The sequence below is a fragment of the Rhizobium esperanzae genome, from assembly GCF_002204185.1.
In the GTDB taxonomy this organism is placed as follows: domain Bacteria; phylum Pseudomonadota; class Alphaproteobacteria; order Rhizobiales; family Rhizobiaceae; genus Rhizobium; species Rhizobium esperanzae.
The window spans coordinates 55,698-77,394 of record NZ_MXPU01000001.1 but is presented as its reverse complement, the minus strand read 5'-3'; the positions used below and the strand labels follow the sequence as shown (position 1 = coordinate 77,394).

General features: G+C 60.8%; 19 protein-coding genes, 1 tRNA gene and 1 riboswitch. Of the genes, 12 read left to right on the top strand and 8 right to left on the bottom strand.

Annotation, left to right across the window (positions count from 1 at the left end):
* Positions 1-96 precede the first annotated feature (96 nt).
* The 5 genes from pstC (at position 97) to phoB (ending at position 5,305) form a co-directional block, all read left to right on the top strand.
* A complete protein-coding gene (pstC, locus tag B5E41_RS00370; protein ID WP_088390174.1) occupies positions 97-1,578 on the top strand; it encodes a phosphate ABC transporter permease subunit PstC in 1,482 nt (493 codons plus the stop codon).
* Complete coding sequence (gene pstA, locus B5E41_RS00365) at positions 1,575-2,897, top strand: phosphate ABC transporter permease PstA (RefSeq protein WP_088390172.1); 1,323 nt, start codon at positions 1,575-1,577, stop codon at positions 2,895-2,897. The genes pstC and pstA overlap by 4 nt, the downstream gene beginning before the upstream one ends.
* Before the next feature lie 14 nt (positions 2,898-2,911).
* Complete coding sequence (gene pstB, locus B5E41_RS00360; protein WP_004672770.1) at positions 2,912-3,727, top strand: phosphate ABC transporter ATP-binding protein PstB; 816 nt, start codon at positions 2,912-2,914, stop codon at positions 3,725-3,727.
* Positions 3,728-3,771: 44 nt separating this feature from the next.
* Positions 3,772-4,485: a phosphate signaling complex protein PhoU gene (gene phoU, locus B5E41_RS00355; protein ID WP_004672769.1), complete on the top strand. Its 714-nt coding sequence runs from the start codon at positions 3,772-3,774 to the stop codon at positions 4,483-4,485.
* Between the two features lie 136 nt (positions 4,486-4,621).
* On the top strand, positions 4,622-5,305 hold the full coding sequence (phoB, locus tag B5E41_RS00350; RefSeq protein WP_004672768.1) for a phosphate regulon transcriptional regulator PhoB: 684 nt from the start codon (positions 4,622-4,624) through the stop codon (positions 5,303-5,305).
* 358 nt (positions 5,306-5,663) lie between these two features.
* On the opposite strand, the gene B5E41_RS00345 is transcribed toward phoB, so the two are convergent.
* Positions 5,664-6,197 carry a GcrA family cell cycle regulator gene (locus tag B5E41_RS00345; RefSeq protein WP_088390170.1) on the bottom strand — a complete coding sequence of 178 codons (534 nt, stop codon included), beginning with the start codon at positions 6,195-6,197 and terminating at the stop codon, positions 5,664-5,666.
* 425 nt (positions 6,198-6,622) lie between these two features.
* Here B5E41_RS00345 and B5E41_RS00340 point away from each other — a divergent pair, with 425 nt between their 5' ends.
* The 3 genes from B5E41_RS00340 (at position 6,623) to B5E41_RS00330 (ending at position 9,856) form a co-directional block, all read left to right on the top strand.
* Complete coding sequence (locus B5E41_RS00340) at positions 6,623-7,822, top strand: aspartate aminotransferase family protein (protein WP_088390168.1); 1,200 nt, start codon at positions 6,623-6,625, stop codon at positions 7,820-7,822.
* A gap of 37 nt (positions 7,823-7,859) precedes the next feature.
* Complete coding sequence (argF, locus tag B5E41_RS00335; RefSeq protein ID WP_088390166.1) at positions 7,860-8,774, top strand: ornithine carbamoyltransferase; 915 nt, start codon at positions 7,860-7,862, stop codon at positions 8,772-8,774.
* An 89-nt stretch (positions 8,775-8,863) separates the two neighbouring features.
* Complete coding sequence (locus tag B5E41_RS00330) at positions 8,864-9,856, top strand: Hsp33 family molecular chaperone (RefSeq protein ID WP_011423891.1); 993 nt, start codon at positions 8,864-8,866, stop codon at positions 9,854-9,856.
* Between the two features lie 195 nt (positions 9,857-10,051).
* Here the strand turns inward: B5E41_RS00330 and apaG are convergent, their stop codons facing one another.
* Positions 10,052-10,444, bottom strand: a complete 393-nt coding sequence (gene apaG, locus B5E41_RS00325) for a Co2+/Mg2+ efflux protein ApaG (RefSeq protein ID WP_011423893.1) — start codon at positions 10,442-10,444, stop codon at positions 10,052-10,054.
* A 223-nt stretch (positions 10,445-10,667) separates the two neighbouring features.
* A complete protein-coding gene (locus tag B5E41_RS00320; RefSeq protein WP_088390164.1) occupies positions 10,668-11,852 on the bottom strand; it encodes an O-succinylhomoserine sulfhydrylase in 1,185 nt (394 codons plus the stop codon).
* Between the two features lie 42 nt (positions 11,853-11,894).
* A riboswitch (SAM riboswitch) is annotated at positions 11,895-11,973 on the bottom strand.
* Between the two features lie 74 nt (positions 11,974-12,047).
* On the opposite strand from B5E41_RS00320, the gene B5E41_RS00315 reads away from it, so the two are divergent.
* Both B5E41_RS00315 and B5E41_RS00310 read left to right on the top strand, forming a co-directional pair.
* Positions 12,048-13,142 carry a 2'-deoxycytidine 5'-triphosphate deaminase gene (locus tag B5E41_RS00315; protein WP_176439317.1) on the top strand — a complete coding sequence of 365 codons (1,095 nt, stop codon included), beginning with the start codon at positions 12,048-12,050 and terminating at the stop codon, positions 13,140-13,142.
* Positions 13,143-13,202: 60 nt separating this feature from the next.
* Positions 13,203-13,276 (top strand) — tRNA-Gly (locus B5E41_RS00310).
* Between the two features lie 357 nt (positions 13,277-13,633).
* Here the strand turns inward: B5E41_RS00310 and B5E41_RS00305 are convergent.
* From B5E41_RS00305 to B5E41_RS00285, 5 genes are all read right to left on the bottom strand, one after another.
* Positions 13,634-14,191: a hypothetical protein gene (locus tag B5E41_RS00305; protein ID WP_088390162.1), complete on the bottom strand. Its 558-nt coding sequence runs from the start codon at positions 14,189-14,191 to the stop codon at positions 13,634-13,636.
* Between the two features lie 3 nt (positions 14,192-14,194).
* Complete coding sequence (locus B5E41_RS00300; protein ID WP_088390160.1) at positions 14,195-14,782, bottom strand: ComF family protein; 588 nt, start codon at positions 14,780-14,782, stop codon at positions 14,195-14,197.
* Between the two features lie 141 nt (positions 14,783-14,923).
* Positions 14,924-16,000 (bottom strand): serine/threonine-protein kinase, encoded by a 1,077-nt coding sequence (locus B5E41_RS00295; protein ID WP_088390158.1) that lies wholly within the window; start codon positions 15,998-16,000, stop codon positions 14,924-14,926.
* Positions 15,997-16,419 (bottom strand): DUF3010 family protein, encoded by a 423-nt coding sequence (locus B5E41_RS00290; protein ID WP_176439316.1) that lies wholly within the window; start codon positions 16,417-16,419, stop codon positions 15,997-15,999. The genes B5E41_RS00295 and B5E41_RS00290 overlap by 4 nt, the downstream gene beginning before the upstream one ends.
* A gap of 354 nt (positions 16,420-16,773) precedes the next feature.
* Positions 16,774-17,361: a TetR/AcrR family transcriptional regulator gene (locus tag B5E41_RS00285; protein ID WP_088390154.1), complete on the bottom strand. Its 588-nt coding sequence runs from the start codon at positions 17,359-17,361 to the stop codon at positions 16,774-16,776.
* A gap of 97 nt (positions 17,362-17,458) precedes the next feature.
* Here B5E41_RS00285 and B5E41_RS00280 point away from each other — a divergent pair, with 97 nt between their 5' ends.
* Positions 17,459-18,577, top strand: a complete 1,119-nt coding sequence (locus B5E41_RS00280) for an efflux RND transporter periplasmic adaptor subunit (RefSeq protein WP_088390152.1) — start codon at positions 17,459-17,461, stop codon at positions 18,575-18,577.
* Positions 18,574-21,684 carry an efflux RND transporter permease subunit gene (locus tag B5E41_RS00275; protein ID WP_088390150.1) on the top strand — a complete coding sequence of 1,037 codons (3,111 nt, stop codon included), beginning with the start codon at positions 18,574-18,576 and terminating at the stop codon, positions 21,682-21,684. The genes B5E41_RS00280 and B5E41_RS00275 overlap by 4 nt, the downstream gene beginning before the upstream one ends.
* Positions 21,685-21,697 lie beyond the last annotated feature (13 nt).

The window sequence follows — 21,697 nt, the reverse complement described above, 5'->3', positions numbered from 1 at the left end:
CTGCAGGGTTGAATTCCTTCTCCATGATTGGAAGCCGAAGGCAGGCTGATGAAGCCGCCGCGCTTTTTGGGGGCCACGGGCCTGGGGACGTAACGAATGAGCACATCCGTCATACTTCTGTGCCTTGTGGCGATCGGCGCCGCCGCCTATCTGGTCGCCCGCAGCCGTGCCACGGCCCTTGCCGGAGGCAGGTCCTCCGCACTGCATTCCCGGCCGGCCTATTACGGCGCCTATGCGGCGATCTGGGCCGTTCTTCCTGCCCTCATCGTTCTCTGCGCCTGGCTCTCCGTCAGCCCCGGCATCATCCAGTCCTCGGTTCGCGGCGCTTTCCCTGCCGACGTCAAGGCTCAGGCCGCAGTCGAGCAGGATCTGAGCTATTCGATGGTGGCGACGGTCGCCCGCGGGCTGACGATGCTGACCTCCGACGAAGCCGCCGCGGTCGCAAACGATCCGGCCGCCCTGCAGGCCAAGCTCAGCGAGAAGGGCGTGCCGCTTGCCGGCCAGCCGCAGCCTTACATGGTCGAGGCCGCCAAGAAGCTCAACGCCATGAGCCTGACGAGCCGCATGGCCATGACCGCGGTCGTCTTCCTTCTGGCCGTCGCCGGCGCCTTCTACGCGCTGCGCGCCATCGCGCCGCGTTTCCGCGCCCGCAACCGTGTCGAGCGCGTCATGCTCTGGGCGCTGCTGCTCGCCTCCTCGATCGCCATCCTGACGACGGTCGGCATCGTGCTGTCGATGCTGTCGGAAGCCACGCGCTTCTTTGCCGTCGTTCCCGCCGGCGAGTTCTTCTTCGGCACCGTCTGGGATCCGCGCTTTGCCGGCGCCGGCAGCTCCTCCTTCGGCCAGTTCGGCCTGATCCCGCTGCTGCTCGGCACGCTCTATATCGGTCTGGTCGCCATGCTGGTCGCCGTGCCGGTCGGGCTGTTCGCCGCCATCTACATGGCCGAATATGCGTCGCCGAAGCTGCGCGGCATCGCCAAGCCGCTGCTCGAAGTGCTGGCCGGCATTCCGACGATCGTCTACGGCTTCTTCGCGCTCGTCACCGTCGGTCCGTTCCTGCGCGATTTCTCCGCGCAGATCAGCGGCCTGCTCTCCGGCAGCTACACCAACTTCATCCAGGCGCAGAGCGTTCTGACGGCCGGCATCGTCATGGGCATCATGCTGATCCCCTACGTGTCCTCGCTGTCGGACGACATCATCACCGCTGTGCCGCGGGCGCTGCGCGACGGTTCGCTCGGTCTCGGCGCCACACGCTCCGAAACCATCAAGAAGGTGGTCCTGCCGGCAGCCCTTCCCGGCATCGTCGGCGCGCTGCTGATGACCGCCTCGCGCGCCATCGGTGAAACCATGATCGTCGTGCTGGCCGCAGGTGTTGCCGCCCGCATTCAGATCAACCCCTTCGAGCCGATGACGACGGTGACCGTCAAGATCGTCAACCAGCTGACGGGTGACCTTGAGTTCACCTCGCCGCAGACGCTGGTTGCCTTTGCCCTCGGCATCACCCTGTTCTGCATCACGCTTTGCCTCAATATCTACGCGCTCTACATCGTGCGCAAATACCGGGAGCAGTACGAATGACGGATATTGTTTCTCCCACCCAAGGTGTCACCGTTTCCAAGGCGCCCGCCCGCCGCGATATCGGCATCAAGCGCCGCTACGCCGCCGAGCGCCGCTTCCAGGCCTATGGCATTGCCGCTATCACCTTCGGTCTCGTCTTCCTCTTCATCCTGCTGTGGACGGTGATCGGCAAGGGCTACACCGCCTTCCAGCAGACGGCGATCACCCTGCCGATCGAATTCTCCGAGAAGACGATCGACCCCAGCAATAAGCGTGCGACCGACCCTTCGGTGCTGATCGCCGCCAATTACCCGGTTCTGTTGCGCGACGCGATCGTCAGACAGCTGAATATCAATGCCTCGAGCAAGCCTGACGTGCGCGATGCATCCGCTATGCTCTCCAAGAGCGCGCCGATCCAGCTGCGCGACATGGTCGTGGCCGATCCCTCGCTGATCGGCAAGACGGTCAATGTCTCCGTTCTCGCCGACGCCAATGTCGACAGCGCCAACAAGGGCCAGATCGACCTCACCGTCGATGAGAAGAACCGCAAGGTCAACGATAAGCAGGTGACCTGGATGAACCAGCTGAAGGCGAGCGGCGCTCTCCAGAAGCAGTTCAACACCGGCCTGTTCGTCAACGGCAACTCCAGCCGTCCGGAGGCTGCCGGCCTCGGCGTCGCCCTGATCGGCTCGCTCTACCTGATGCTGATCGTGCTGGCGCTGTCGCTACCGATCGGGGTTGCCGCCTCGATCTATCTCGAGGAGTTTGCGCCGAAGAACAAGCTGACGGACCTGATCGAGGTCAACATCAACAACCTCGCCGCCGTCCCGTCGATCGTTTACGGTCTGCTCGGCCTTTCCGTCTTCATCAATTTCATCGGCCTGCCGCGCTCGGCCTCGCTGGTCGGCGGCCTGGTGCTGACGCTGATGACCCTGCCGACGATCATCATCGCCACCCGCGCCGCACTGCGCGCCGTGCCGCCGTCGATCCGCGCCGCAGCCCTCGGCCTCGGCGCCTCGAAGATGCAGATGGTGTTCCACCATGTCCTGCCGCTCGCCATGCCCGGCATCCTCACCGGCACGATCATCGGCCTGGCGCACGCGCTCGGCGAAACCGCGCCGCTGCTCCTGATCGGCATGGTCGCCTTCGTCGCCAATGCACCGACGACACCGCTTGATCCCTCGACGGCCCTGCCGGTGCAGGTCTATATGTGGGCGAACGAGGCCGAACGGGCCTTCGTGGAGCGTACTTCGGGTGCCATCATCGTCCTGCTCCTGTTCCTGGTTGTCATGAACATGGGCGCCATCCTCTTGCGTCGTCGCTTCGAGCGCCGCTGGTAAACGGAGTAGATATCATGAACATGCTGACGGAAGCTGCAGTTGAAAAGGCGCTGGATCAGAAGATGAGCAACGTCCCGTATAAAATGATCGGACAGGATGTCTCCGTATATTACGGCGAAAAGCGCGCGCTTTTCGATGTGAACCTGAACATCCGCGAAAACACCGTAACCGCCCTGATCGGCCCGTCGGGCTGCGGCAAGTCGACCTTCCTGCGAAGCCTCAACCGCATGAACGATACGATCGAGGGCTGCCGCGTCGCCGGCAAGATCACCCTCGACGGTGACGATATCTATGATCCCGACATTGACGTCGTCGAGTTGCGCGCCCGCGTCGGCATGGTGTTCCAGAAGCCGAACCCGTTCCCGAAGTCGATCTATGAAAACGTCTCCTACGGCCCTCGCATCCATGGCCTGGCCAAGTCGAAGGCCGATCTCGACCAGATCGTCGAGACCAGTCTGCAGCGCGCCGGCCTCTGGAACGAGGTCAAGGACCGCGTGCACGAATCCGGCACCGGTCTCTCCGGCGGCCAGCAGCAGCGCCTGTGCATTGCCCGCGCCGTCGCCGTCAGCCCTGAAGTCATCCTCATGGACGAGCCCTGCTCGGCGCTCGACCCGATCGCCACCGCCAAGGTCGAGGAGCTGATCCACGAACTGCGCGAGAACTACACGATCGTCATCGTCACCCACTCCATGCAGCAAGCCGCGCGCGTGTCGCAGCGCACCGCCATGTTCCACCTCGGCAACCTCGTCGAGGAGAACGACACCGACAAGATGTTCACCAATCCGGACGATCCGCGCACCCAGGACTACATCATGGGTCGCTTCGGCTGATTGCGGTCATCCGAAGCCTTCCCGTTATTCGAGGACAAAGCCCCATGGCATCGACACATATTTATTCTGCCTATGATGATGATCTGAAGTTCCTGTCCAGGCGGATTTCCGAAATGGGCGGCCTGGCCGAGCAGATGGTCGCCGAATCCGTCCGGGCGCTGGTCAACGGTGATACCGCGCTGGCGCAGAAGGTCATTTCCGACGACGTGATCCTCGATCACACCGAGCGCGAAATCGGCGACAAGGCGATCGTCACCATCGCCCGCCGCCAGCCGATGGCCGCCGACCTGCGCGAAATCATGGGTTCGATCCGCATCGCCGCCGATCTCGAACGCGTCGGCGACCTCGGCAAGAACACCGCCAAGCGCGTCATCGCCGTGCAAAGCACCGGCGTTCCGCGCAAGCTCGCCCGCGGTCTCGAGCACCTGTCCGAGCTGGCGCTCGTCCAGCTCAAGGAAGTGCTCGACGTCTATACGACGCGCGCCGCCGACAAGGCGACTGCCATCCGCGAACGCGACAACGAGATCGACGCGATGTACACGTCGCTGTTCCGCGAACTCCTGACCTATATGATGGAAGATCCGCGCAACATCACCAGCTGCACGCATCTCCTCTTCTGCGCCAAGAACATCGAGCGCATCGGCGACCACGCCACCAATATCGCCGAAACGATCTACTACATGGCGACCGGCGCCCAGCCGGAAGGCGACCGTCCGAAGGACGACAGCGCCAACACCGTCGGTGCCGCCACGGAATAACCGTGCCGGACCCAGCCTATTGCGTGCGCGCCCGTCCGGGCGTGCAAAGAGATCGCAGCCAATTTCTGATTTTGCGCGGGATCCCTTGCTTAAATCGTCCCCGGTTTAAGGATCGTGCGCGAGGAGACGGACACGCATGATCCCGAGAGTTGCAGTTGTTGAAGACGAAGAGGCCCTCAGCGTGCTTCTCCGTTATAATCTCGAAGCGGAAGGCTTCGAAGTCGATACCATCCTGCGCGGCGACGAGGCCGAAATCAGGCTTCAGGAGCGCACGCCCGACCTTCTCATCCTCGACTGGATGCTGCCCGGCGTCTCCGGCATCGAACTCTGCCGGCGCCTGCGCATGCGGCCGGAGACCGAGCGGCTGCCGATCATCATGCTGACGGCGCGCGGCGAGGAGAGCGAGCGGGTGCGCGGACTGTCCACCGGCGCCGACGATTATGTCGTCAAGCCCTTCTCGACCCCCGAACTCGTCGCCCGCGTCAAGGCGATGCTGCGTCGGGCCCGTCCCGAGGTGCTGTCCTCGGTGTTGAAATGCGGCGATATCGAGCTCGACCGTGAGACCCACCGCGTCCACCGCAAGAGCCGCGAAGTCCGCCTCGGCCCGACCGAATTCCGCCTGCTGGAGTTCCTGATGTCGTCGCCGGGCCGCGTCTTCTCCCGCTCGCAGCTGCTCGACGGCGTCTGGGGCCACGACATCTATGTTGATGAACGCACCGTCGACGTCCATGTCGGCCGCCTGCGCAAGGCGCTGAACTTCTCCAACATGCAGGACGTCATCCGCACCGTCCGCGGCGCCGGCTATTCGATGGAAGCCTGAGGCGGAGGGGGTGTGTGGTCGGCGTTCCCGCCGGTGCAGCCTTTCCCAGGCCCTTCATTGCACCGGCGCGGCGTATGAGCGGGCACCACCTCACCTCTGTCATCCAGGCACCACCTCTCCTCCGTCATCCCAGGGCTTGACCCTGGGATCCATGCGGCTGGCGCTGCGGGAGGAGCGATGGCATTCAAATGCAGGGAAATTATCGAAGCCGAGTGCCTGGTCGTGGATCCCAGGGTCAAGCCCTGGGATGACGGAATGCGTGGTCGGCTTTGCTGCCAAACACAAAGGAGCTTCCCCACTCTAATCACAAAAACGGGCCACGAGGCCCGTTTTCGCATTTCCAGCAATGTTTGCCCGCTCAGCTGACCCGCGCTGCCGCCCGGCGCCGTTCATTGACCGGCTGATAGGCAAGCTTCTGATGATAGCTGCAGTAGGGCGAATTGTCGGGGGATTCGCAGCCGCAGAAATGGAAGTCGTCCTTCAGCGGATCGCCGACCGGCCACTTGCAGGTGCGTTCGGTGAGCTCCGTCAGGCCGAGGCGGCGGGAAATCGGCACCACCACGTTGCCCTTCGGCACGTATTCCATTTCCTCGACCGTTTCGATCTCGATCTCTTCCTTCAGCAGGGTTGCGCCCTGCTGGCGGGTCACGGTGCGGGTGGCGATCCGGGAGGCGTAATTCGGAGCGCGCGGCGCCGATGTCTGACGCTTCGGCGTGCGCGCCGCTGTGGCTGTGCCGCCGGCCTTGGCGCGGCCTGGAAGGTTGAGCCTGTGCACCTTGCCGATAACGGCGTTTCGGCTGACCCCGCCAAGCTGCGCAGCAATCTGGCTGGCGCTCAGTCCTTCAGCCCAAAGCTTCTTGAGTTTCTCGACCCGCTCGTCTGTCCAGTTCATGCCCTGTCTCCACCTTTTGCGTTGGTGATGGCAGAATCCCTCACCGTTGTCCCGGAAGCCTCCGAAACAAGAAACGCTTGATCAATTTTGGTGACTAGTTCCGCCGCATGCAGTCTAGTAATTGAACTTTAACCTAGTGTGAGGCTGACTCCGTGACAAGAGTCGCGGGAATCCGGATGAATCGAATTCCGAGTTTTCCCCAACTTGCTTCCTCTGCGTGTCATTTCTGCAATAATGCCTGTTGAAGGCTGGAAATGCCGCTGTACAAGCTTGCTGCATGAGCTAAGGGCGCAGTTTTGTTGACATTGCAGCGCGAAGAGGAAATAGTGCTGGTCGCCGCCGCAAGGCGGCATTTTTGATTTTTCGGGCCTGGTTTTCTTAGCCGGAGTCCGGTGATTGACAACGCTGATCGGGAGACCCGCGCCATGGCCGAAGCCGCGCCGCTGTATGACACCTATTCTCGTGCCCCGTTGCGGTTCGAGCGAGGCGAGGGCGTATGGCTGATCACCGAAGGCGGCGAGCGTTATCTCGATTTCGGCGCCGGTGTCGCCGTCACCTCCGTCGGCCACGGCAACCCGCATGTGGTCGCGGCGCTGAAGGAGCAGGCCGATAAGGTCTGGCACCTCTCCAACATCTATGAGATCCCCGGCCAGGAGCGTCTGGCCAAGCGCCTGACGGACGCCACCTTCGCCGACAAGGTGTTCTTCACCAATTCGGGCGCCGAGGCGCTCGAATGCGCCATCAAGACGGCGCGCCGCTACCAGTTTTCCAAGGGCCATCCCGAGCGCTTCCATATCATCACCTTCGAAGGCGCCTTCCATGGGCGCACGCTTGCGACGATCGCCGCCGGCGGCCAGGAGAAATATCTCGAAGGCTTCGGCCCCAAGACGCCGGGCTTCGATCAGGTGCCGTTCGGCGACATCGAAGCGGTGCGCGCCGCGATCACCGATGCGACGGCGGCAATCCTCATCGAGCCGGTGCAGGGCGAGGGCGGCGTGCGTCCCGCCACCACCGAGTTCATGAAGGCGCTGCGCCGGATCTGCGACGAGAACGGCCTGCTGCTGATCCTCGACGAGGTCCAGACCGGCGTTGGCCGTACCGGCAAGCTCTTCGCCCATGAATGGTCGGGCATCACACCCGACATCATGGCCGTCGCCAAGGGCATCGGCGGCGGTTTCCCGCTCGGCGCCTGCCTTGCGACCGCTGAGGCCGCCTCCGGCATGAAGGCCGGCACCCATGGTTCGACCTATGGCGGCAATCCGCTGGCCATGGCCGTCGGCGGCGCCGTGCTCGATGTCATTCTCGCCGACGGCTTCCTTGAGCATGTGCGCGACGTGGCGCTTGTCTTCCGTCAGGGGCTGGCCTCGTTGAAGGACCGTTATCCCGACGTGATCGAGGATATCAGGGGCGAGGGCCTGCTGCTCGGCGTCAAGGCGGCCGTCCCTTCGGCCGAGTTGCTGCAGGCGATCCGCGCCGCGCATCTGCTCGGCGTGCCGGCCGGCGACAATGTCATCCGCCTTCTTCCGCCGCTCGTCGTCACCGCCGAGGAAGCCCGCGAGGGTCTCGCCCGCCTCGAGCGCGCCGCCGAGAGCATCCGCGCCGCCAAGATCAAGAAGACGGCTTGAAGGGATCGCCGCCTTCGGGCGCACGACAGGTAAGAACATGGCTCCTAAACATTTCCTCGATCTTTCGGCCGTCACATCGGCCGACCTCAGAACCATCATGAACGACGCGCTCGCCCGCAAGCAGGCCTTCAAGGCCGGCGCCGGCGACAAGCCGCTCGCCGGCAAGATGCTGGCGATGATCTTCGAGAAGCCGTCGACGCGAACCCGCGTCTCCTTCGACGTCGGCATGCGCCAGCTCGGCGGCGAAACGCTGTTTTTGTCCGGCACGGAAATGCAGCTCGGCCGCGCCGAGACGATCGGCGACACCGCCAAGGTGCTGTCGCGCTATGTCGATGCGATCATGATCCGCACCACCGAGCACTCGCGCCTGCTGGAGCTTGCCGAACATGCGACCGTGCCTGTGATCAACGCCCTTACGGACGATACGCATCCCTGCCAGATCATGGCCGACATCATGACCTTCGAAGAGCATCGCGGCCCGATCAAGGGCAAGACCATCGCCTGGACCGGCGACGGCAACAATGTGCTGCATTCGCTGGTCGAGGGTGCGGCGCGTTTCGGCTACCGCATGAACATGGCCGTACCCCTTGGTTCGGAGCCCAAGGATCACTATCTGAACTGGGCCCGCAATGAGGGCGCCGAAATCATGCTCTGCCATGATGCCGACCGTGCGGTCGAAGGCGTCGATTGCGTGGTGACCGATACCTGGGTCTCCATGAATCAGGAACATCGGGCCCGGGGTCATAACGTCTTCCAGCCTTATCAGGTCAATGCGGCCTTGATGGCGAAGGCCGGCAGCGATGCATTGTTCATGCATTGCCTGCCTGCTCATCGCGGTGAGGAAGTGACGGACGAGGTGATCGACGGTCCGCAATCCGTGGTCTTCGATGAGGCGGAAAACCGTCTTCACGCGCAGAAGTCGATTCTTGCTTGGTGCCTGGGCGCGATCTGAACCATAATCGGATGTCGCGCGTGAAAAGCGCGCGACCGCGCGAGCGAAGGGCACGCTGACCCTTTGCTTGAAAACTAGGAGTAAAAGCCATGGCAGAAGCTGCAGCCGCCCTCGGCCAGTTCGATTTCGCCGGCGATGATCATGTCGTCCCCTTTCAGGTGGAGGGTCTGGATGTGCGCGGCCGCGCCGTCCAGCTCGGCCCCATGCTCGATGCCATCCTCGAGCGCCATCATTATCCCGCGCCCGTCGCCCGGCTGCTTGCCGAGGTCGTGGTGCTGACGGTGCTGCTCGGCACCTCGCTGAAGTTCGACGGCAAGTTCACCGTGCAGACCAAGGGCGACGGCCCGGTCGATCTGCTCGTCGCCGATTTCTCGACACCTGAGAACGTGCGCGCCTATGCCCGTTTCGATCGGGCGCTGCTCGACCAGGCCATTGCATCGGGCGAGACGGAGCCGGAGCAGCTGCTCGGCAAGGGCGTGCTCGCCTTCACCATCGATCAGGGCAAGTTCGCTCAGCCCTATCAGGGCATTGTCGCGCTGGACGGCACCTCGCTCGAGGAGATCGCCGGCGTCTATTTCCGCCAGTCGGAGCAGATTCCGACACGTGTGCGCCTGGCTGCGGCCGAACTCTTCGATCGTGACGACGCCGGCAAGCCGCGCCACCGCTGGCGGGCAGGCGGCCTCGTCGCCCAGTTCCTGCCGGAGGCGCCGGAGCGTATGCGCCAGCCCGATCTCCACGGCGGCGACGGCGACACCGGCGACCGCCCGCATGGTGAGGACGATGCCTGGACCGAGGCCCGCTCGCTGGTCGAGACCATCGACGCCGACGAGCTGACCGATCCGCTTGTCGGCACCGAACGGCTGTTGTTCCGCCTGTTCCACGAGCGCGGCGTGCGCGTATTCGAGCCCCGCGCCGTCTTCGACCGCTGCAGCTGTTCGCGGGAAAAGATCGGCAACGTGCTGAAGGGTTTTACCGCCGAGGAGATCGAGGCCAGCCAGGAAAACGGCGAGATATCCGTCACCTGCGAATTCTGCTCGACCACCTACCGCTTCGAAGCGGCCGAGCTTCAGCCGGCGGAATAATTCTCGGCGCCAAAAACCCCTCCCCAACCTCTCCCCAAAAGGGGGAGGGGCGTGGATGCCGCACCCACTGTTTTCCATTTCACCGTCTCCGCAGAGAAGCAGATGTCTGCTGCAGTTGGCGCATTGCGTTAGCCTCTCCCCCGTGACGAGGGACTTTTTCAGATCTCGGCAATCTCTTGAGTGGGAACTTGCCCCTCAATTCAGCACGCGCAGCAGCCCCGGTGAATCCAGCGAGAAGGCGGGGATGTCGACGTCGAACAGCTCGCCTTCATCCGTTTCCATCTGGTAATGGCCGAACATCAGCCCGGAGGGCGTGTCGAGCGGGCAGCCGGAGGAATATTCGTAGGTATCGCCGGGGCTGAGCCGCGGCTGTTCGCCGACGACGCCGGGGCCGGTCACCTCGTCTACCTGGCCGTTCTGGTCGGTGATGTTCCAGTAGCGGTTGACCAGACGAACGGCGACGCCGGAATTGTTGCTGATGACGATCCGGTAACCCCAGACATAGCGATCGTCCTCCGGATCGGATTGCTCCTCCAGATAGAACGGTTCGACCACGACTTCGATATCTCTTGTGAGGGCGCGATACATGCCTTGCACCATAGTCAAGATATGTTACCCGTATCTTATAAAGAGGCCCTGTTCGTCAAGAAACGGAACGTTTATCATCGGTCAAATGGTGATGATCGAAGGGTTTTCGATCGTTAAGCCTAACTGTCAGCGTTAATTTTACTTCGCAACGCCAGCGCGGGTGGACTTGTTCCCGCGGATCGGCGGCCGGCTCCGGACGAAGTCCGGCCGCTATTCCAGTCGATCAGGCCGAAACTTTGGTAAGCGCCCGCGCGAAATCCTCGATCAGGTCGTCCGTGTCCTCGATGCCGGCCGAAAGCCGCACCGTGCCCGGAGAAATGCCGAGTTCGGCGCGCGCCTCTTCCGTCAGGTTCTTGTGCGTGGTCGTTGCCGGATGGGTGATCAGGCTCTTGCTGTCGCCGAGATTGTTGGAAATCTTGATGATCTCAAGCGCGTTCTGCAGCGCGAAGGCCGCCTCCTTGCCGCCCTTCAGCTCGAAGCAGACGAGCGTCGAGCCGCCGGTCATCTGCTTGGCGATGATTTCGGCCTGCGGGTGATCATTGCGGCCGGGATAGATCACCTTGGCGACTTTGCCTTGCTCCGCCAGGAAATCGGCGATCTTCGCTGCATTCTCGGTCTGCTGGCGCACGCGCAGCGGCAGTGTCTCGATGCCCTTCAGAAGCGTCCAGGCATTGAACGGCGACATGGCCGGGCCGGTATGACGGAAATAGTCGTGCAGGTTCTCGTCGATCCATGCCTTGTCGGCGAGCACCACGCCGCCGAGGCAGCGGCCCTGGCCGTCAATATGCTTGGTTGCGGAATAGACGACGATATGAGCGCCGAGCTCCAGGGGCTTCTGGAAGAGCGGCGTCGCAAAAACATTGTCGACGATCAGCTTTGCGCCGACCTGATTGGCGAGCTTGGCGACGCCTGATATATCGACCACTTCGAGCGTCGGGTTGGTCGGGCTTTCCAGGAAGAACACCTTGGTATTCGGGCGGATCGCCTTTTCCCAGTTGGCGAGATCCCGGCCGTCGACCAGCGTGCACTCGACGCCGTATTTCGGCGCCAGCGTTTCCACGACCCAGCGGCAGGAGCCGAACAGGGCGCGGGCGGCGACGATATGGTCGCCTGCCTTCACCTGGCAGAGAACGGCGGCGGCGACGGCCGCCATGCCGGAGGCGGTGGCACGGGCATCTTCGGCGCCTTCCAATGCACACATGCGCTTTTCGAACATGTCATTGGTGGGGCTGCCGTAGCGGGCGTAGATGAAGCCGTCCGTTTCGCCCTTGAAGCGGGCTTCGGCCGCCTCCGACGTGTCATAGACGAAACCCTGGGTGAGATAGATTGCCTCCGACGTTTCGCCATATTGCGAACGCAGCGTGCCGCCATGGACGAGTTGGGTTGCCGGGCGCCAGGTCTTGCTCATGCCATCACCTTCACATAACAAAAAAACCGGCCGCAAAAGCAGACCGGTTTCAACCCGGTCTTTTTAGCCACTTGTTTAACGTGGCTGCAAGCCGACCGGCCAAATCACCACGGGATAATTCTGCAATACTGCTGTTAGCTGCTTGCGTCAATTCCCCGTATTTGGTTTTGTCGGCGGCAAAATGATGGATGGGGCATGATGGCTCGCGAAACGGGAATTCTGGCGGACCGCGCGATCTCCGCGCTGTTTGAAACGGGGCGTCTTAACTCCGAGCGGGAGCTGGACCGAGACCAGATCCAGCCGGCAAGTCTGGATCTGCGTTTAGGCAGCAAGGCTTTCCGCGTGCGCGCCTCCTTCATGCCGGGGCCTTCGCATCTGGTGTCGGACAAGCTCGATCGGCTGAGCCTGCACGTGATCGACCTGTCCCAGGGCGCGGTGCTCGAAACGGGCTGCGTCTATATCGTGCCGTTGATGGAGAGCTTGGCGCTGCCGGCCGACATGTCGGCCTCGGCCAATCCGAAGAGCTCGACCGGCCGTCTCGATATCTTCACCCGCGTCATCACTGATTACGCCCAGGAGTTTGACAAGATCCCCGCGGGCTATTCCGGCCCGCTCTATCTCGAAATCAGCCCGCGCACCTTCCCCATCGTCGTGCGCCGCGGCTCGCGCCTGTCGCAGATCCGCTTCCGCGTCGGCCAGTCCCTGCTCGGCGAGCCGGAACTGTTGAAACTGCATGAAAGCGAGACGCTTGTCGCCAGCAAGCAGCCGAACGTATCGGGTGGCGGCATCGCGCTGTCGATCGATCTCAGCGGCGACAAGGACGGCCTGATCGGCTATCGCGGCAAGCACCACACCGCCGTCGTCGATGTCGACGAGAAGGACCAGCACGATATCTTCGATTTCTGGGAGCCGCTCTATAGCCGCGGCCGCAACGAGCTGATCCTCGATCCTGACGAATTCTATATCCTCGTCTCCCGCGAGGCCGTGCACGTGCCGCCGGATTATGCCGCCGAGATGACCCCCTTCGATCCGCTGGTCGGCGAATTCCGCGTCCATTACGCCGGCTTCTTCGATCCGGGCTTCGGCCATGCCCCGGCGGGCGGTCGCGGCAGCCGCGCCGTGCTCGAAGTGCGCAGCCACGAAGTGCCCTTCATTCTCGAAGACGGCCAGATCGTCGGCCGCCTGGTCTATGAACACATGCAGGAAAAGCCCGCCAGCCTCTACGGCTCCGGCCTCGGATCCAACTACCAGGCCCAGGGCCTCAAGCTGTCGAAACATTTCCGCATCTGAGCCGGCCTGAAGGGCTGCGACTTGACAGCCGGCCCCATCTGTTGGAAATCTCAGCGCATCGCGGGTGTAGCTCAATGGTAGAGCAGCAGCTTCCCAAGCTGAATACGAGGGTTCGATTCCCTTCACCCGCTCCAGCTTCTTCAAGTGCTTAGATACCAGTTTCGGCCGTGGAACGGGGCGCTAAAGGCGCGATTGCCGTGCTTGAATTGCCATTGGCCTTTTCCCAACAAGTCAGGCTTGCGTATCACTAGCACACCATATCGACGATATTCGAAAGTTCACGATCAGTTTCAACATCTTGAAGATGTTCGGAGGTAGCAATGTGTGCTATAGATTGACCTGATAGTTAGGTTTATCGAGCGTGATCGTGAGCGCCTCACCTTCCTTAAATTTCACCTTCGTCCGCTGAATCTCATCAAGGCTTTGGGCTAGGCGCGAGCTCCAACTGCTTGAGCAGGCGGAGCCTCCAAAGATGAAGTCACGAGTGTTGGCTAGAACGAAAACCCGGCTTGCTGCTGAGTTAGCTTTCTGAGGGCGGCTGAGAGGCCGATCTTTTTTTCGGCTTGATCCAGGGCTCCATCTGACATGACCTTCAAGAGGTTTTGTAGATCCTGAACCCCTCTAATGATAGTGAAGGCATCCATTTTATTGACAAAGACGACTGTCTTTTTGCCTCTTCGCGTAAGTTCAATAACATTGCTCAGTGTGCCCGTGCTTTTTGCATCCCACAGCATCAGGCCCAACTCTGCAGTCTCCGCCATTGCCATGTCCTTAGCCGTAAAGAAGGCCTTGGTACCTGGCTCCGCAGTACTGTAAATTTCCTTTACGGGCCAGTTTCCGAGATTGTTGCGGGGTACCTTGCCGGAGCAAAAGACGGTGACATTGGCTGCTCCTCGGTCGTCTAATATGCTTTGCACAGCTCTATCAACGCCATTCGCGTCACCGATCACAACGGCGAGGTTCGCCGCGATCAAACTGTCGAGCTTTTCGACGAAGAGCGAAGGCAGGCTCTTTATTGTAATAGAGCCTGCTATGAAAACTGATTCCATTTCCTATTTCCACGTGAGTGCGGCAACATAGACGCCAGCAATTTTACCATACGTCTTAAGGGCGATTGTCGCGGCTTCCATTGAAGCGCCGCTATCGAACAGATCGTCAATTAACAAGGCATTCCATTTGCCCTGGGCTGGTATGGCATCGTTGATCGAGAACCTCCCCGCGAGTTCTGCGTCCTTTTCATGCTTTGTGCCGAGGTCTTTCAATTTCTTCCCACTTGTAGAGGGTGCCTTCACAATGATATCGGCGAAAGAATTGACGTTCATCAACTTTGCTAGCTCCTCCCCCACCGCATCAACGGGTTGTCTTGCACGCGTCTGAGATGCTGGCATAGGGATGACCAGTCCAATCTGGGGGAACTTAGGCACAATGTGCTCGTAGACCGCTGCTGCAAGAATTCCAGCCTGTGTCCAGTCGCTCCTATATTTTAGCCGAAATACAGCTTCTCCCGCGTCTGTCCGCAAGGTATCAAACGTCGCATGTCCATATTCATTGTAGCCTGTAAACGTGCTTGCAATCTTATGCTTATCGAGCGCATAGCCGCCACTCCACGGCCCCGACAGGCTCTTAACCGTAACTTTCATATCTTCCCTACATGCCGCATGGCTGCCCGATTAGAAATTGTAAATACCCCTAAACCGGAGGTGGTGTACAGGTGCGTGCCTTTGCCGTTCTGCCGGTCCAGTTGGCAACCGCTTCCGTGCCTCGGCTCTGGACACCACAAGTCAGAGTTCCATTGCTTTGATGACGGCATGAGACAGATTCGGCGTGGCACTACCGCCTACATTGCGCCATTCGGCGCTAGTCTTCTTCTGCAGTAAGAATGAACCTTTCTGTTGAAGAATCCTGACTGTTTTATTCTCTCTGTGTAGGGTGGGAACGCCGCCGGGAAACTGCCAGTCTGGGACGGATCCCTTTAGATTATTAAGTGCACCAGCAAGATCGGCGACGGAGGCGTAACGCTTCTCTTTGTTCTGGTTTGTCGCGCGCCGGATAACTGTTCTAAGGCCAGTAGGAACGAAGGGAGGCAATCCTGGAGTATTTAAGAGCGTCCCTGCTCTTATCTTTCCAGTGATTATGTCCGTTGCAAATTTCTGCTGGTCGAATCCGGTGAGGGTCAGATACTTTTCATGCTGCTTCTCATTTAGCCATTGCGTTTCTTCATAGGGGAGCCAACCGCCAAGCAACTGATATAGCAAGATACCAAGCTGATAGACGTCGCCTTGTTTGTAATAGTCGTTACCGTCTGCAGTCTCGGGAGGGCGGTAAAGGAGTGAGTGCCTAGTCAGCGTCTTGGCATATCCGTTCTCATCGCACTGCACTACCGAACCGAAGTCTCCAACGACAAATTTGCCAGAGTCGCAAAAAATATTAAGCGGTTTCAAGTCTCTATGGAGGTAGTTGTTGCCGTGCAGAAAGCTGACACCCGCGCATATCTGCATTACGATGTCGATCGCCCGAAGGATAGCAATGGGGCCTTTCGCGATAAGGCGATCGAGGTCACCATCGGGACAAAACCTGGTTGCGAAATAGGCGTAGTCATCATCTATCGCCGCAGCATGGTAGACCTGTAGAATGTTCTCATGCTCCAGCTTCGCAAGCATTTCGGGCTCGGCGTGGTCGCCGTTATCCCAGAAGTATATTTTGAGAACAATTGGTCGCTTCAGAACCTTGTTTTCGCCGAACAAGACATAACCATTCCCGCCTCGGTCGCTATATGCGGTGAATTCTGTCTCTTTTGACAGCTCGGAAATCGTAGGATGTAAGCTACCTGGGAACTTGCTGATGTCGAACGAGATCAAAGAAGACCCGCCTTTTTAAGAATTAGCGCCGCCGACAAAAAGGCGTCTCTCTGGTAACTGTGCAGAGAGTCTGGCGGGGTCGTCGCATTGCTAGCTGCTACCTTGGAAAGCATATTCGGAGCAGCGTAGGCCACATTCGCAACGGTCAGCTGAAGCAGCGCTTCGATTTTAAACGTTACTCCAGACGCCGCCATTTGGCCGCTTCCAGATCGATTTTTGATTGCGATGCATTCGATCTGGTTTTCACGCATGAAAGCTTCAGCCGCAATTAGGAACGATTTCAAAGAGGACTGCTTCTTATCGTCTTCCAATATGAGCTTCTTCGTCGGCGATTGTATGTGTTTAGCTCCCGCCGCCGAGTCCTCAACGATGACTAGAATTGCCTCATTTGACTTTATCTGTACGCCACAAACCCTCAATGTTAGTCTCCCGCATGTTAAAGCGCGCCACAACTGCCAATAAAAAGCAAATCACGCGCACTGGTTTTAAAATGTCAATTAGAAACTGCAAGTGAGATGTTGCGACAATGCGGCGGAGTTAGATTGAACCGCCGACCTCACCTTTAACAAGGGTGTTCTCAACCGACATTGAGCCGTCCCATGTAAAGCGCGGGACGACTCTAGATAGCCCGACGTTTTCAACCCACGGGAGCTTCCCAAGCCGCAGGCTGGAAGCGTTCATGACTGCCTAATCTCCGAAGAACCGGATCGGCTTGTACTGCCGATGCGCGATGATCAGCCTTCGGTCCGGCTGGATGACCTGCAGAAACATGTTCAAACCTTTTCCGTGTCGCCCGCGATGCGCTTGACCGCATCGGCGGCGGTCTCCAGCAGTCGCTCCGACATGGCCTGATCGGTCATGATGCGAGAGATGGTTACGGCGCCGACCATGAGGGACAGCACGACCATGGCTTTCTCGAACGGTTTTGCGCCGTCCGATACCGGGATCAATTCGTCGAGAACCTGAAGGTGCGCTTCAATGCCATTCTGGAACGGAGCGCGGACCTCTTCGCTCTGACGCGCCGCGTCGGACCCGAGCGCGGCCAGGGGGCAACCATCGCCTTTCTCTTCCTGGTGCCCGGTTGAGAGATACATGCCGACAACCGCGCCGAAGGGATCGCTGCTTCCGGCGGCAACCCTCGACCACCGGCGAATTGCACTCTCCATCGCTCGCCCGGATGCCAGCGCCGCAAGATCGTCTTTCGATCGGAACTGTTTGTAGAATCCGCCTTGGGTGAGGCCGGCACCTTTCATCAGATCTTTCAGCCCGATGCCGTCGAAACCATGCTCCCGGAAGAGCCGACTTGCGACGTTGATCACTGTTTCGCGGTTGGCCTCGGCCTGGACACGACTGACTCTCATAGCGACCTCCAGTTAGATTTCATTTGACATCTATATCAATTTTAGAGTTAGATCGCAATCTAAATGATCCGCGCGCCGGTCAACAAGGGTTAATGAGATGAACCGCAAAATATTATTCGCCGTTTTCGGTCTTGTGGCTGCTGCCGGCGCCACCGCTTTCGTGCTTATCGAGGAACCCTCCAAGGCAAGTGCAAAAGCCGCCGATCCCCGCACGGCACCCCCCTTTGTCAAGCTGGTGGAGGCAAAAAACCCGGAAGCGGCCGAACGCACCTTCACGGGCACCATTGCCGCCCGGGTGCAGAGCAATCTCGGGTTTCGCGTCCCCGGCAAGATCATGCAGCGCTATGTGGACGTTGGCGTGCAGGTCAAAGCCGGTCAGCCGCTGATGCGCATCGACGAGACCGATCTGCGTCTCGCACTGACGGCGAAGCGAAACGCGGTTGCCGCGGCGCAAGCAGTGCTGATCCAGGCGCAAGCCGACGAGCGGCGCTATGCCGCCTTGGTGAAAAACGGCTTGGCCGCGACGCCGCAGCGCTATGAGCAGGCGAAAGCGGCACTCGACACCGCGACCGCGCAGCTTGCCGCGGCAGAAGCGGACGCGAAGGTCGCAGAGAACGAGACTGCCTATTCCATCCTTGTTGCCGATACCGATGGGACGGTTGTCGAAACGCTCGGCGAGCCGGGCCAAGTGGTGACGGCAGGACAAACCGTGGTTCGCCTCGCACAGGCCGGTCCGCGTGAAGCGCTGGTCTGGCTTCCTGAATTCCTGCGGCCCGAGATCGGCCAGACAGCCGATGCCAGCATCTACGGAAGCGAAGGCCGGCGGGACAAGGCGCGGCTGCGGCAGATCTCCGACGCGGCCGACCCTCAAACCCGCACCTATGAAGCACGCTGGGTTCTGGATGGCGCGGCAGCGTCGGCCCCGCTGGGCGCGACGGTGACGATCAGGATCTCCAACAGCAGGGGCCAATCACAGGCCGCGGTGCCTGTCGGCGCGGTTTTGGACGACGGCAGCCGAACCGGCGTGTGGGTCTTCGATGAGAAATCTTCGACCGTCCACTTCAGGCAGGTGAAAATTGAACAAATAGGCGAGGAGGTCGCGGTGGTTTCCAGCGTCAAAGCAGGCGAGCCGGTCGTCGCTCTCGGCGCCCATCTGCTGCAGGACGGCGCCAGCGTGCGCACCAAGGTAGAACAGGCAGAGGCGGCAAAACAATGAACTTCAATCTCTCCGCGCTCGCCGTCCGCGAACGGGCCGTTACGCTGTTCTTCATCATTCTGCTGGCCGCCGCCGGCGCCTATGCCTTCGTCAAGCTTGGGCGCGCGGAGGACCCCTCATTCACCATCAAGACCTTGACCGTGACGACCGTGTGGCCGGGTGCGACGGCGCGCGAGATGCAGGATCTGGTCGCCGAACCGCTCGAGAAGCGCCTCCAGGAACTCACCTGGTACGATCGTGTCGAGACGACTACCCGGCCGGGATACGCCTTTCTGACTGTGACGCTGAAGGACAGTACGCCGTCCACGGCGGTCAAAGAGGAATTCTATCAGGCTCGAAAGAAGCTTGGGGACGAGGCTCGCAATCTGCCCCAGGGCGTCTTCGGTCCTTTCGTCAACGACGAGTATTCCGATGTCAGCTTCGGGCTTTATGCGCTGAAGGCCAAGGGCATGCCGATGCGTGAGCTTGTGCGCCAGGCCGAGGTGATCCGCCAGGATCTTCTGCATGTGCCTGGAGTCAAGAAGATCAACATCCTCGGCGAGCGGCCCGAACAGATCTTCGTCGAATTTTCCTATGCCAAGCTGGCGACGCTCGGCATTTCTGCGCAGGACGTCGCGGCCGCGTTGCAGCGGCGAAACACCGTGACGCCGGCGGGGTCGATCGACACCCGCGGCCCGCAGGTCTTCATTCGCTTCGACGGCGCCTATGACAGCATCCAGGCGATATCAGACACGCCGATCGTCGCGGCCGGACGCACCTTGAAACTCTCCGATTTGGCCGAAGTGCGGCGCGGCTATGAGGATCCGGCCACCTATCTCATCCGCCATGACGGCGAGCCCGCCATCATGCTCGGCGCGGTGATGCAGCAGGGCTGGAACGGCCTGGAACTCGGCAAGGCGCTGGAAGAAAGATCGGCCGCGATCGCCAAGACCTTGCCGCTTGGAATGACGCTCGACAAGGTCAGCGACCAGGCCGTCAACATCGACGAAGCCGTCGGCGAGTTCATGCTGAAATTCGCCATGGCGCTCGGCGTCGTCTTGTTCGTCAGCCTCGTCAGCCTTGGTTGGCGCGTCGGGATCGTCGTCGCTCTGGCCGTTCCGCTCACCCTTGCCGTCGTCTTCCTCATCATGCTGGAGACCGGCCGGTTCTTCGATCGCATCACTCTTGGTGCGCTGATCCTGGCGCTCGGCCTTCTGGTCGACGACGCCATCATCGCCATCGAGGTGATGGTGGTGAAGATGGAAGAGGGGATGGATCGCATCAAGGCGGCCGCCTATGCCTGGAGCCATACGGCGGCCCCGATGCTCTCGGGCACGCTCGTGACGATCATCGGCCTGATGCCGGTCGGCTTTGCCCGCTCAACCGCCGGCGAATATGCCGGCAATATCTTCTGGGTCGTCGGCTTTGCCCTCATCGTATCATGGGTCGTTGCGGTGGTCTTCACGCCGTATCTCGGCGTCAAGATGCTGCCGGCGATCAAGCCGGTCGAAGGCGGCCATCACGCCATTTACGACACGCCGAATTACCGGCGCCTGCGGCGGCTGATCGAGTTTACCGTGCGCCACAAGTTCGTCACTTGTGCTGTGGTCGCCATCGCCATGGCAGTCTCCGTCGTGGGAATGGGAGCGGTGAAACAGCAGTTCTTCCCGACGTCGGATCGTCCGGAGGTTCTGGTTGAAGTGCGCATGCCGGAAGGGACCAGTATCGAGACGACGGCCGCAACGGTCGGGAAGCTCGAAGACTGGCTGCAGCAGCAGCCGGAGGCAAAGACAGTCACGAGCTATATCGGTCAGGGCGCTCCCCGCTTCTTCTTTGCCATGGCCCCTGAGCTGCCGGACCCGTCCTTCGCCAAGATCGTCGTGCTGACTCCTGACGCCCACACACGCGAGGCTTTGAAGCTTCGCCTGCGCGCGGCCATCTCGGATGGGCTCGCTCCCGAAGCCTATGTCCGCGTCACCCAGCTCGTCTTCGGTCCCTATACGCCGTTTCCGGTCGAATTCCGCATCATGGGTCCTGATGCCGACCAATTGTACCGGATCTCCGAAAAGGCCCTGGAGATCATGAAGAGCGTGCCGGATGTGCGTCAGGCAAACCGCGATTGGGGCAACCGCACTCCGGTGCTGCGCTTCGTTCCCGACCAGGAACGGCTGGGCCTGATCGGGCTTTCGCCGGCGGAGGCCGCCCAGCAGATGCAGTTGCTGCTGAGCGGGATCCCGATTACCGAGGTTCGCGAGAATATCCGCAACGTGCCTGTCGTCGCCCGCAGTGCCGGCGACAACCGGCTTGACCCGTCGCGATTGGCGGACTTCTCGCTGATGAGTCGGGATGGCCGCCAGGTCCCGCTAGATCAGATCGGTCATTCCGAAATCCGGTTCGAGGAGCCAATCCTGAAACGTCGCGACCGCACGCCCGTTGTCACGATCCGTTCCGATATCGACGAGGCGACCCAGCCCCCGGAGGTGTCCCAGCAGGTCATGAAGGCGCTTCAGCCGCTGATCGCCACGCTGCCTGTGGGCTATCGTATCGAGATGGGCGGGAACATCGAGGAGTCGCTCAAGGCCAACGACGCCCTCGTCAAAATCTTCCCGGCGATGATTGCCGCCATGCTGATCGTGATCGTGCTGCAGGTCCGCAGCCTGTCGACGATGACCATGGTCATGCTGACGGGCCCGCTCGGTCTTGCCGGGGCGGTTCCGGTCCTGCTGCTCTTCAATCAGCCCTTCGGCTTCAACGCCATTCTCGGATTGATCGGATTGGCCGGAATCCTGATGCGCAATACCTTGATCCTGACGGAACAGATCAAGGAGAACAAGGCAGCCGGTCTCGACGATTATCACGCCGTCATCGAGGCGACGGTGCAGCGGACGCGTCCCGTCATTCTGACAGCCCTTGCGGCCGTGCTTGCCTTCATTCCTCTCACCCACTCGGTGTTCTGGGGGTCGATGGCCTACACGCTGATCGGTGGAACTGCGGTCGGCACGGTGATGATCCTGCTCTTCCTTCCGGCTCTCTACGCCACATGGTTCCGCATCAAGCCGGCGAAGAACGAAAGTCACGAGAATTCACCAGAGGACGTGGAACTGCAGGCAGCATTGGCTGCCGAGTGATGCCTGTGTTGCC